This is a genomic window from Nostoc punctiforme PCC 73102 (assembly GCF_000020025.1).
Taxonomy (GTDB): domain Bacteria; phylum Cyanobacteriota; class Cyanobacteriia; order Cyanobacteriales; family Nostocaceae; genus Nostoc; species Nostoc punctiforme.
In genome coordinates this window covers 3,187,383-3,199,949 of record NC_010628.1, presented here as the reverse complement: position 1 = coordinate 3,199,949, position 12,567 = coordinate 3,187,383, and the positions used below count along the sequence as shown (strand labels likewise).

Annotated in this window: 10 protein-coding genes and 1 pseudogene; 8 read left to right on the top strand and 3 right to left on the bottom strand. The window is 42.1% G+C overall.

Translation table 11 applies throughout. The features are described 5' to 3' along the window. Positions 1-111: 111 nt before the first annotated feature. A complete protein-coding gene (locus NPUN_RS12895) occupies positions 112-630 on the bottom strand; it encodes a hypothetical protein (RefSeq protein WP_148220306.1) in 519 nt (172 codons plus the stop codon). 55 nt (positions 631-685) lie between these two features. Between NPUN_RS12895 and NPUN_RS12890 the strand changes: the two genes are divergently transcribed. Continuing rightward, positions 686-1,159, top strand: a complete 474-nt coding sequence (locus NPUN_RS12890) for a helix-turn-helix domain-containing protein (protein WP_012409114.1) — start codon at positions 686-688, stop codon at positions 1,157-1,159. Between the two features lie 85 nt (positions 1,160-1,244). Here NPUN_RS12890 and NPUN_RS12885 read toward each other — a convergent pair. Further along, positions 1,245-2,306: pseudogene (locus NPUN_RS12885) on the bottom strand (phospholipase D-like domain-containing protein); the annotation flags it as partial. A 218-nt stretch (positions 2,307-2,524) separates the two neighbouring features. Here NPUN_RS12885 and NPUN_RS12880 point away from each other — a divergent pair. From NPUN_RS12880 to NPUN_RS12860, 6 genes are all read left to right on the top strand, one after another. Beyond that, a complete protein-coding gene (locus NPUN_RS12880) occupies positions 2,525-3,733 on the top strand; it encodes a cysteine desulfurase family protein (protein WP_012409112.1) in 1,209 nt (402 codons plus the stop codon). Positions 3,734-3,737: 4 nt separating this feature from the next. Continuing rightward, a complete protein-coding gene (locus tag NPUN_RS12875) occupies positions 3,738-4,826 on the top strand; it encodes a DNA-methyltransferase (RefSeq protein ID WP_041565359.1) in 1,089 nt (362 codons plus the stop codon). Beyond that, complete coding sequence (locus NPUN_RS12870) at positions 4,823-5,710, top strand: NotI family restriction endonuclease (RefSeq protein ID WP_012409110.1); 888 nt, start codon at positions 4,823-4,825, stop codon at positions 5,708-5,710. Before NPUN_RS12875 ends, NPUN_RS12870 begins: the two co-directional genes overlap by 4 nt. After that, on the top strand, positions 5,700-5,918 hold the full coding sequence (locus NPUN_RS12865) for a hypothetical protein (RefSeq protein ID WP_041565358.1): 219 nt from the start codon (positions 5,700-5,702) through the stop codon (positions 5,916-5,918). The genes NPUN_RS12870 and NPUN_RS12865 overlap by 11 nt, the downstream gene beginning before the upstream one ends. A 64-nt stretch (positions 5,919-5,982) precedes the next feature. Beyond that, the gene (locus NPUN_RS41790; RefSeq protein WP_167315616.1) at positions 5,983-6,159 is read left to right on the top strand and encodes a hypothetical protein; all 177 of its coding nucleotides are present in this window, start codon (positions 5,983-5,985) and stop codon (positions 6,157-6,159) included. Between the two features lie 184 nt (positions 6,160-6,343). Further along, positions 6,344-7,078, top strand: coding sequence for a DUF1995 family protein (locus tag NPUN_RS12860; protein ID WP_012409109.1), 735 nt, complete (start codon positions 6,344-6,346; stop codon positions 7,076-7,078). A 126-nt stretch (positions 7,079-7,204) separates the two neighbouring features. Here the strand turns inward: NPUN_RS12860 and NPUN_RS12855 are convergent, their stop codons facing one another. After that, positions 7,205-10,201, bottom strand: coding sequence for a zinc-dependent metalloprotease (locus NPUN_RS12855; protein ID WP_012409108.1), 2,997 nt, complete (start codon positions 10,199-10,201; stop codon positions 7,205-7,207). 533 nt (positions 10,202-10,734) lie between these two features. Here NPUN_RS12855 and NPUN_RS12850 point away from each other — a divergent pair. Further along, a complete protein-coding gene (locus NPUN_RS12850; protein WP_012409107.1) occupies positions 10,735-12,504 on the top strand; it encodes a pentapeptide repeat-containing protein in 1,770 nt (589 codons plus the stop codon). Positions 12,505-12,567 lie beyond the last annotated feature (63 nt).

The following is a 12,567-nucleotide window of genomic DNA, read 5'->3' as shown; positions in this document are numbered from 1 at the left end:
TGCGATATGGGCAGGTTTTGCACTGCCCGTTGATGTGCCAAAACTTAAGCAGGTTGTTAAGAGCCTGTTGATATCTGGTTGCTGATGAATTGAGAAGCTGTGCAGGTGTTATCATGCCGCTACCTGCGCGTACTTATTTCCCCGCCCAATAGGTGCGGGGCTTTCATTGCCTAATGAAACCTCGCCCTTAAGGTCTTTCAAAGGCGTTTCTGACGACATTAAACCAATAAATTGCAGTGGAGTTTCACATCTCCATTTAGAAATTCGTTCATCAACCTCCAAAATTAAACATCTTTCTAAAACATGAGAGCGGGGAATCCCTTCAAACTTTTTCAAAAGTTCATCTAGTTCCCTATCTATATAAATAGTTACCGGATTTTCTCTTTTTCCTATAGACTGTTTAATTTTGAAATGTAATGGTGAAAGTCCAGCAATCTGTTTTTTGCAAGACTTCAAAGCGTAAATAGAAATTAACTCTTTGCCGATTGCAGCAAAGATATGCAAGCAATGACGATATTCATTAGTGGGTGAATAGATGATTTTTTCACTAACAAAATCATCTATTTCCTTTTTTCTAACGCGCATAAACCTTCTTTGAAACACTATATGTTGCACTTTATCATGAAACACATAGTGTTGCAATGCTATCTTGTAAAGTTTCACGTATAACAGTAATTCTGGGTGTATGGCAAAAACTGTGTACACCTACGAGGGCATAGAAAAACTGGCAGAAATTATTGAGAAGGCAAGAGGGCATCTATCAAAAAGGGCTTTTGCTAAAAAAGTCGGTTTATCACCTCCAGCTATTGAGCGAATTTTAAAAGGTGAGGTGAAAGAGCCAGAACTTAAAACCCTTGAGAAGCTAGCGCCGCACTTAGGTTATACCAGAGATGAACTAATAGCCATTTGCGCCAGTGAGAATGCGCCGCAACCAGTGAGAGAGTACAAGTTTGCTGAAGACGTAATTCCAGTAGTGGATCAATTGCCAGATAGAGAAGCCGCAAGGGTGGCACAGCACATCATTGCCCGGTTATCCCAACCTAAAGTTTCCCTCAATGGTGTCAAAGGTGAAGGGGTATCCTTCCACCTTGAGTTGATGTCTCAGGTTGATTTGGCGGATTTACTAAGGGCGATCGCCACGCGGGTTGAAAAAGAATGAAGGAAGAAGTTCGTAGGAAGAGGGATGACTTAACTTCATCCTTCTTTCGTCTTCCTGCTTCCTTCATTGATTTGCCGCCTTAACCGTCCTTGTAGGGACGATATGCAAATTGTGGTTCAATTAAAGCGCGAATTTGTACATTTTGTTGATGGCGATTTTCTAAGATATTAGCAAGTCGCTGATCGGAAAGGACAAATAACGCCATATCAACAGATTTGGTTGCTGAATCTAAAGTTTTACCAATTAAACCATTACTACTATTACTCCAGGGTTCAGTCGGAGAAGTTGGTGAAAATTGCACAGTAATTGTAGTTTGATTTAATGTAATTTTTTTAGGCGATCTTATCGGTTTTTCTAACCCAAATCGACTATCTGGCTTACCTCCTGGCCCATCTCCCCACATAATATTAAACTCTTCTGTAAATAAAGATGCTAATTCTGGGCTGTCAATCTCCAATAAGTTATTGGCATTGCCTAAAGTATTGGAATTTGTGAAATCACCATAAGTATCACTTAAAGTAAAATTGGCCGAAGTGATAATGACAATGCGATTATCTACAATCACAAATTTGTGGTGCATCAAGCTGCTACCTGCTGAACCATCTGCTCGATCGTCTATCCAGGGAATTTTAGCATTCTGCAAAATTATTAAAGCATCTCTTTGATTGATTTCTGCTGGGCTGAGTTGATTATCTTGGTTAATATCGATAAATTTGCGAAATTCGTTGTAGCGTTCTTGTTCCCTTTTATCTAACTTACTTACTTCAGCAGATGTTAAACTACTCCAAGGTCTGCTGTAGGTATTTTCTAAAATTATCCTGACTTTTACCCCAGCTTTTTGTCTATCAACCAGTGCTTGGGCAACTTTGGGTAAACGTAATTCTTGCACCGCCACATCAATCGTAGATTTAGCGTGCGTAATAGCATTGACAATTTCTTTTTCTAAATCATCCCCCAAGCGAGTTTGCTGACGGTAAGCTTCTTTGTATTCTGAAGACTCAGAATGGTTAAAGTAAACTTGAACTAAAGGGTCTTGTGGTAAAGGTGCTGGACGCTGATTGAAAGACTGGACTCGTTGACAACCAGCGAGGGAGAATATCAGTAAAAAGATATATGAAAAATATCTTTGTCTAGAGATAAGTTGCACTGTAATCTGTTAAAAGTGGATTGGGAGTGGACAGATTTATCATTCCCAAAATTTTGTGTTCTAAATTAATTAGAAAAATAACTTTCCAAACAAAGGGAAAAATCCACTCCTAGATGCAGAATTACCAAGATTTTTTTCAGGATTTATCCACGTAAACTGCATCTTCTGAAAAGATCACCAGCTTATTACCAAAGTGTGTTCTCACCATTATCGGCTATATGCAAATTTATCTAGATTACAGCGCTACTACTCCCACTCGAAAAGAAGCGATCGCAGTTATACAAACAGTCCTGACTCAACAGTGGGGCAATCCTTCCAGCTTACATGAGTGGGGACAACGGGCTGCAACGGTTGTTGAACAAGCCAGAGTTCAAGTTGCTAGTTTAATTAACGCTGCCAATCCTGAATCAATCGTTTTTACCTCTGGTGGCACTGAGGCAAATAATTTAGCGATCATGGGTGTGGCTCGGTTGTATGCTGTTCCTCAACATCTAATTATTTCCAGCGTCGAGCATTCCGCAATTTCGGAAACAGTAAAGTTGCTAGAAATGTGGGGTTGGGAAGTTACGCGCTTGTCTGTAGATATTAAAGGTAGAGTCAATCCCCTAGATTTAAAGGCTGCGTTGCGACATAACACAGTTTTAGTTTCCATAATTTATGGTCAAAGTGAAGTAGGGACAGTGCAACCGATCGCAGAACTGGGTAAGATTGTGCGATGCCTGCGGCGAGCGGAGCCATCGCATGGTACTTTGTTCCATACAGATGCGGTGCAAGCTGCGGGACGTTTACCCATAGATGTGCAACAACTAGACGTAGATTTACTTAGCCTTTCTAGTCATAAAATATATGGGCCGCAAGGTGCAGGGGCGTTGTATGTGCGTCCTGGTGTGGAATTGATGCCCTTACTGAGTGGTGGTGGGCAAGAAATGGGGCTGCGTTCTGGTACGCAAGCAGTACCGATAATTGCCGGATTTGGTGTAGCAGCAGAATTAGCAGCGCAAGAATTGGCTATAGAAACACCACGATTAATTGAGTTACGCGATCGCGCCTTTGCCCAATTAGCTGAGATTCCTGGTTTAATTCCTACAGGGGATGGCTGCGATCGTTTACCTCACCATGTCAGTATGTGCTTAGAAAACGCCGACGGGAAAAAACTTAGCGGTAAAGCCTTGGTACGACAGCTAAACCTTGCTGGCATCGGCATCAGTGCTGGTGCTGCCTGTCACAGTGGTAAACTTAGTCCTAGCCCAATATTGTTAGCAATGGGTTATTCCGAAAAAGCCGCCTTGGGTGGAATTCGCATCACATTGGGGCGTGATAGCACTGAAGCTGATATAGATTGGACGGTAATGGTATTGAAGCAAGTTTTGCAAAGGCTGACAGGCGAATCATTAAAGCAACAGCTCCTTCAAATTCAAGTAAAGTAATAGGATGAATTCGCTAGGTGTTCCGATGATTGAGGAGAACGAGCTTCTGAAGAATATAGGTTCTGTTAAGGATTACCTCACTTCATCAAACAGCACACCACTGTTCTTACAGGCTGACAGTTATGCCCTACTAAAGTTATTTCCTGCTGATTGTATCGATTGTGTAATCACATCTCCCCCCTATTGGGGACAAAGGGCTTACATTAATGGAGGAATTGGTCTTGAGGAAAAGTGGGAAGACTATATCAATAACTTGCTTGGAATCTTCTGTGAAGTAAAGCGAATTCTTAAACCCAGTGGATCTTTTTGGTTAAATCTCGGAGATACATATCAGCGTAAATCTCTGATTGGTATACCCTGGCGAGTTGCACTAGCAATGAGCGATAAACAAGGTTGGATTCTTCGCAATAGCGTCATTTGGAATAAAGTAAAAGGCGCACCTGATAATGCAAAAGACAAACTCCGAAATGTGTATGAACCTGTTTTCCATTTTGTAAAGACAGACCGCTATTTTTACGATGTTGATGCAATTCGCTCGAAGCCAAGACAAGCCAAGGTTGTCAATGGTTCCGTAGTTTCTGCAACAGGCGTTTCTGGTGTACGCTATCGTCGGCAAATTGAATTATCTACAGCGCTTAGTGATTTAGAACGTACAAATGCTCTGAAGGCTCTTGGTGAAATATTACAGGAAGTGCGACTAGGTAAATTATCTGACTTTCGCATGATTATTCGTGGTCAGCAACGAACTACGCACTCCGATTCAGCAAAGGTTTCTGGACGAGCGCGTGAACTTACTGAACGCGGCTTCTATTTTCTCAAATATCACCCAAATGGTAGTAAACCTAGCGATGTCTGGGATATTTTGCCAGAAGATACTCAAAAACGGAAACTTCATTTTGCACCCTACCCTGAAGATATCTGTAAACTTCCGATTCTTGCTACCTGTCCACAATCTGGTGTTGTACTAGACCCATTTACAGGAACAGGTACAACAAATTTGGTTGCATTTCAACTGGGACGAAGCTCGATTGGAATTGATATTTCAGGCGAATACATTACTGCTGCTCATGAAAGGTGTGGACTACTGTTATGACTAAAGTTGTCGAATTGTACGGTAATCCTACAAACCAATCACTTATCTGGAGTGATATTGCCTCTAGTCAAAACTGTCCTTTCCTATCTCGCAAATGTCTTAAGAATAGGAAAAGTGAGCCTGATCTTACTATCGGCTCATGTACAGTTTCTTACGGTAGGGAAGCCCGGAATATTATTATCTGTCCGTTTCGACTTCTTGAACGTAGTCAAATCTTTACAGATTGTATTCATTTATTGACACTTCATGAGCCTGGTAACGAACTTCGGATTGTTCCTGAAATTGCAGTACCAGGAGGTAGTATAGATTACTGTCTTGCTTCTGTACGTTCAGGAAAAGTCATCGATTTTATTAGCATTGAACTGCAAACTCTTGATACTACTGGAACAGTCTGGCCAGAACGACAACGTTTTCTCCAGCGTCATGGTGTTTCAGTAAGAGATGTGGATGTCGCATCGGGGAAAGGTTTTGGTATGAACTGGAAAATGACTGCAAAGACAATCTTGATGCAACTCCATCACAAAATTCACACGTTTGAACATCTCAGCAAACATCTTGTTTTGGTAGTTCAAGATTGCCTTATTGATTACATGCAACGAGAATTTTCCTTTGAACATATTCAAGATGCTCGTCTTGGAAATCCTATGCATTTTCACTCCTACGAGTTGCTTACTGAAGCTTCAGGTTATCGTATTCAACTTACAAAGCGTTGGAGTACAAATGCAAATGGAATCGCACAGTGTCTTGGTTTACAAACCAGCCCAAGAGTGGAGCTAGAAGTAATGTTAAGGCAAATTGAGGAGAAGTTACAACAAAGCAGCTTATTGTTTGTTGGACAGCCATTACCCGTTTCTACACATGAAGATGTTACTGATGACAGCTAACTCAGAACCCATTTCCTTCAAGACTTTAAAACGCAAGGCTCCCAGCACAGTTGGTCGTGGAAAAGTGGTCAACCTCAACACCAACTTAAATTTTTCTGCGTGGAATGATGAAAGCGTTGCTCTATATCTGGGTGATAATCTGGAACATTCAGGATATTTCAAGTTATCCCAGCTTCGTATTGTTAAACGAGTTTTTCCCAAAAGGTAATATTTTGAGTCATAAAGGAGTTCAAGCATGACTTAATTTTTATGACTGTTGAGGCTTTTCTTGAATGAATAAATTCATCATTGGGATTGGGGTGTTCATTGGCTCTACGATTGGCAGCTACATCCCAGTCTTGTGGGGTGGAAGTTTGCTATCGTTCGCCTCAATCTTCTTTAGCGTTATCGGTGGTATTGCAGGAATTTTGCTTGCGTATCGCGTATCAAAATATCTAGGTTTTATCTGATCGGCGCTCTATGCCGTTATCGCTGAAAGTTTTAAACGAGTCTTTTTCCAACAGGTAAAATTTTGAGTGTGTCTTCTATGCGATCGCACTCTAAATTTGGGATGTAAAACAGCTTTGTGTTTACTCCCTCAATCATAGCCAATACTGGAACAATGGAAGTAATGCTAAAGCGACACAAAAAATTATGAGTGAACTTCCTAATACCCTTGAAGATGCGATCGCCCAATCTCGTACAGCCGTCCAAGCTGCCCTTGCAGATGGTTGTACTCGCATACAGGTTGAGTTCCTGTTTCCAGAACTCAAGTTTATGCCGGTGGCGGAACAATTTCTGCCACTGTTTACAGAATATGATTCCCGTTTGAAGATTTTCTTTGCTGACGCGGGTGCTGCGGCTTTAGCCCGTCGCAATTGGACAGATGCACCATTTCAAATTTTGGATATTGGTACGGGAAGGACTGCTTCCTTACAAACAAAAATTCAGCCAGAGGATGAAATTTTCTTATTCATTGCCCCCACTTCCGTAGAAGTACCGCAGGTGGAAAAGCTATGTCAAGAAATAGGCGATCGCCCTGTAGTCTTTTTAAATCCCCGTTTAGAAGATTCTGGAACTGTGGGCATTGGTTATGCAGCAAGGCAAACTCGTCTGCGTTTCACTAATACCATTGAATCCTGTTATTACCTGCGCCCCATAGACGAGCAAAGCGCCCTATCTCGCTGCTATCCCGGACAGTGGGAAGTTTGGCTGGAAACCGACGGCGAATATCAAAGAATTGCTGAATTACCCACAAAACCATCGGGTGATGATTTGGATCAGATCCTTTTAAAAGGACAACCGCAAACAACAACGGACGCTGCACCTGCGAGAAAGCCCAATGTATTTAGGAGTTTGCAACGGTTCTTAAAGGCGTTGAGTAGTTAGGAGAAAGCAGAGGTAGCAGGAGGAAACTCGCTCATCTGCTGCCTCATTTTGAGTTTTTTATTTCTAAAACAGAAACTTGATATATTTTGCCAAAAAGACGCGATTAATCGCGTCTCTACAACTTGTTTAATTCCCTTGCAACGGTGCATTCAAGACTTTCTCGATGCGATCGCGTGTTTCTAATAAATGCGCTTTGGTGTATTCATCCTCAGAATTAACCCCCTTGAGTTTCTCATCTAGTTGTTTGAGTTTATACCAAGCTAGAGTCCGAGCATCTTCTGGGACATATTCTTTTCTCAACACCATATTAGTCAAAATGTCCAGGTATTGGCGCTGCAAGCCTCGCCGTAAACTGGCAATCTTCATTGGCTTACCTTTTGGTTTGATTACTTCTGTCCAGATACCTGATTGCAAAGTGTCAAATAGTTCCGGTAGAGTCAATGCATTTTCTGGCTTAGTTTTAAGTTCAATATCCTTGAGGCGAGAGAGGCGATCGCCTGAGAGTAAATCTCGCAATACAGAACCCTGCATGAGCAGCACCAAGTCATGAATCGGAAAATCCAAACGACCAACTTGGGGAGAACTACCCCAATGTCGCCAACGGGAAGGTGCTAATTTATTCAGTAGTTCTGGTGAAAAGCTCAGAGCATCTTCTGCAAACAAATACTTTTGCAGGGTTTCTAAAGCTTGTCGTTGTTCTTTAACTGGTACTGCTTCAAATGGTAATCGGTGCTGCCCAACTCCGGAGGGGATTTCGCTAGGGTGAATGCGATAAAAAGACTGTCCCCCGATGTATTTAGTGGTGTAATATATTTGTTGAAAATAGTTACCCAATACTGTACTAAAACGTTCGCTGACATCGCTGTAACTATCACCAGCTAATGGATAACGTTTATCGAGACGCTCCCACATCACCCGCGAATTATTCAACTGCCACTGAGAATAAAGCAACACATTGCCACTGTTATCCCAAGCATCAGCAGTTGGGTCAAGGTCATAGACATCTTCATCTGTAGAATAACTCAACTCTGGTTTATAAGATTGTGTGGCAATTTCCTCCAAAATTGGCTTTTCTGCTATGGGAGTTGATGTCTTAATTGGGATGTAGCCATATTTAATCGCCCATTCATCATAAGGCCCTACCATACTAGGAAAATAATCTCCCTGTTTTGTCCCTTGAGGGGCAATATTTGGGGGAATGTAGTCCATTACGGAAGTTGTCAGACCTTTATTTTTGGTAATTTCCGTATTATTCATTTCCTCTGGTGCTAGCAGAGTACTACCACGAAAGTTATGACGTAAACCAAGAGTATGTCCAACTTCGTGAGCAATGATTAAACGTAAATATTGATTGATATATTCTTTCACCTGATCTGGAGTGGCCATGGTATCTGGCAATAGTGACATCGCCAGGGAACCAAGGGCAAACTGGTTAGCAGCTTCCATCCCATAGCATAAATCGTACTCGCCTGCCATTTTAGATAAACGATTCAACAACTCTTGTTGCCCTGGCATCTGCTTGGGTACAGCATTGTTTTTGCCATCTAAACCATTGGCGCAAAGTAGACGATTTTGCATCAAAGCTGATAAGGTCGTCTGGCTTTGGGTTTGGCTGGGTTGGACAATTTTGCGATACTCATTCTTAAGCGCCCGGACAAAGCTGGCATCTACGAGAATGTCTGCATCTAAAATTTCACCTGTCAAGGGATTAACGCGGGATGGCCCCATTGCAAAATAACCATCGACTGTGTTAATCCAGCGAATTGTGTTGTAACGAATATCTGCTGGGTCCCATGTTGCATCATCTGGCATCTGGCGGACTTCAATTGCATCCTTGAATCCCGCTTTGAGAAAGGCTTTGTTCCACATTAGGATGCCTTCTTTCATCGCATCGCGGTACTCTAAGGGCACAGCGTTATCAATCCAGAAGACAATCGGTTTTTTGGGGCGAGAAATTAATGCTTTTGGGTCTTGTTTTTCTAAATCCCAGCGATTTATGTAACGGACAAAAGAATCGCCCTGATCGTCTTTGGATAAATCTTGGTAAGCGGTGATGAAATAGCCAATGCGATCGTCAGCAAGGCGCGGTCGATAATCTTTTTCAGGTAGCTGGGAGAGACTATAGTGGACGCGCAAGGTATAGCCACGGTTATCAGCTAGCGAACCAAAACTTGGTGTTTCGCTGTCACGATCGCTGGTACCAGAGAAATTTAAAACTGACTCAATTTCTAAGTTTTGAGGAAAAGCTTTAGCAGTACCAAAATAGGACTGGTCTGTAGTTGCTGGGACTCCTAAATTTGCAGATAATCCGCCTAAATCTGTCAGTAATAAATCGCCTAAATCGATGAGAAGAGTTTTGCGTTGGGGATGAATGCTTTTTATAGAAATGCTGTAGAGTACAGAATCACTAAAAGACCGAGCTAGCGATCGCACTTGAGGATCTCCCTCACGAGTGCGAAAATTAACATTGCGGATGACAAAGTTTAATTTATCATCTACCCGTTGGAAATAAAACAAAAAATCTTGCAGAGGCATACCACTGTAAATACCCCGTTCGCCAATGCCCGATTCTAGGGTTGCTGTAGCGAGGTAATTTTTATTGAGTTGCTCTGGCTTAATTTCTAGATAAATTTTATTCTTTTCTTTATTGCGATAAAGGGTGAACAGTCCCCCTGACTTTTGCGTGTCTTTCACTACTTCATCAAAAACCTCTAAATCATCCTTTGCTGCTGGTGTTTTGGCAGGCTTAGGCTTTTCTGCGGGTTTTGCAACTTGCAAAAATGGTTGCTGTCCTGCTTTTTTAGAATCTTTTACTACCCAAATAAACGGTTGAGGCTGTACGTGTTTATTTTGATTAACCACCCAAACTTGCCCTGATGGTAGCCTCTGTTTTTGAGAAATATTGATATTATTTAGCGATAATGCTGAGATTTTAGTTGAAGAAGTTTCTGTCGTTAACTGACTATTGGCTGTAACTATTGCTTTTACAGCCCGCACAGCCTTATGGTTCGCTGAAAAATCTGGATCAACTCCATTGACAAACGGTGACTTGGCGTTAGCTGTTGTTATTCCTAAAAATAAACTATGTAACAAAATCATATAAAAAGTTAATCTGTTCTTCATCGCATCAATCCCCCAATAACGATTCGGTAGTTAATTTTTAACTTTTGCAAAGTTATGTAGCCTGCTTTTTGCTAATTCTTTCAGCTGCTTTATATAAAGCAGTAAAGTTTAGACTTCAATTTTAGTTGCCATTTTTCCGCAATGTTCACGCTGTTGTACAGATGGATTTTTCCTAACAATTGCGTCTTTTACAATGAGTAAGTATTATTTTTACATTAGACTAGTAAATATCTTGGAAAAAAAGTATAACAAATTAACCAAAGTCGGGAAATTACTTAATTTTTGAAAGAATTTTTCCGATCGCACTTATTTACATCAAGAGAAGAAGCTTGATGTGACTTAGGGTTAGCGAGAAGCCACCCTCAAAAAACGCCGCCAGTGCAGCCCATCATAGATATCGACAACACATGATATTTTTCGTGTAGTATTTATTGATACTATTTATTTTTGGCAATGATAAACAAAGTAACAGAGAAAAAATTTTAGTTCCAGATTATCAAAACAGTAATTTAAATGTAACAACGGACACAGAAATGTCAACATATTTATCTCAAGTTTGGCAACTGCTGAGAAATTATGTGAGGGATATAAGCTTACAAGAGATGCCAAAGACCAGATTGGTGGAAACTAAAGTCGGTTTATCTCTAGGAAAAAGTATTAAAGAACTAAACAAAAGCGTTAAATTTGCTCAAGGTAATTTACAGGAAGATTCATGGTCTCAAAGACTGCAAGAAAGCTTAGAAAAATGGACAATATCAAAGAGCAGTTTGACTTCTAAGATAGGCGATCGCATATCGGGCCCGCTACCATCAGAGTTATGCTTAAGAGTGTGCGATCGCCAGATGCATGAAGAGATTTATGATTTACTAGGCAATAGAGCGCTGAAATCAGAAATAGTCAACCAAATAATAGAATTGGTTGTGAGTAGTCAAAAGATTGACCCAGAAGTGCTTTTCTGGCGGCTAGAAGATTTTTATCGTCGCTGGTGTCAGGGAGAATTTATTGATGCCACACCAGATGATAACCTGCCTCAGAAAACAAAATTAAAGCTAGCAACTCAAAATATTGCGATCGGGCTGAGACAGTTAGACATCTATACAGGATTGAACGTACTGATTTTACTGTTAGAGTTACACCGCTACGCCCAAGAGCAAGATGAACTCAAAGAAAAAATTACCTTCTATCCATCAGCCCAACCAGATACAGACAATTTTTTCACATCCCAACTGCTGCGGATCATTAACTATAGCGATGCCTTAGAAATTGGCAACTTTAGCAGTATAGTCGGGCAATTTCTCAAAGGCGGTAACTTTCGTAGTGCTTACTTGGGCGATGCCAACCTTACCGGGGCAGATTTTAGCGGTGCTGACCTCAGCCTTGCCTATCTCGGCGATGCCAACTTAACTGGTGTAAACTTCATAGGTGCCAACCTTAGCGGTGCCAACTTCGGCGATGCCAACCTCAGTGGTGCTAACCTCAGTGGGGCTAACCTCAGTGGTGCCGACCTCAGCAGCACTAACCTTAGTGGTGCTAACCTTAGCCGTGCCAACCTTAGCCGCGCCGACCTGAATCGCGCCGACCTCAGCAGCACCAACCTCAACCGCGCCGACCTCAGCAACACCAACCTCAGCCGCGCCGACCTCAGCAGCACCAATTTCAGCCGAGCCGACCTCAGCAACGCTATCCTTTTTGGTGCGAATCTAAGTGAAGCCAACCTCAGCAACGTCAGCCTTAACCATGCTGACCTCTGCCGCGCCGACCTCAGTGGTGCTGATTTAAGTCACGCCATCCTCAACGGTACTAACCTCAGCGATACAATTCTTTTCAGCACCAACCTTAGTGATGCCATCCTCATGGCTGCTGACCTTAGCTATGCCAAACTTAACGGTGCCAAACTTAACAATGCAAGACTTAACGGTGCAATGTTCTTAGGCGCAGACCTTAGCGGCGTAGACCTGAGTCGGGTAAGCCTCAACGAAGCTGACCTCAGTGGGGTGATTCTCAGCGAAGCCGACCTCAGTGGTGCCGACCTCACCGACGCGATCCTTTTCGGTACAGACTTCAGCTATGCCAACCTTAACAGTGCTAACCTCAGTGGCAGTAATCTGAGTGGTGCGATCCTCAATGGCGCGAATCTCAGCCACAGTAACTTAAGTTACGCCATCCTCAGTGGTGCAGATCTCAGCGATGCCAATATGGAAAAAATGACCTGGGGTAAAAAACAGCAGTGGGAAGGTGTGCGGGGATTAGAGACAGCAGTTAATATCCCGGTGGCATTGAAAGAAGAATTGGGGTTGAATTGAGGGAAGGTGGTGATATCTTTATTTATGTCCTTTACGTCCTCGGCATCTCTGTCGTTTTTAAAG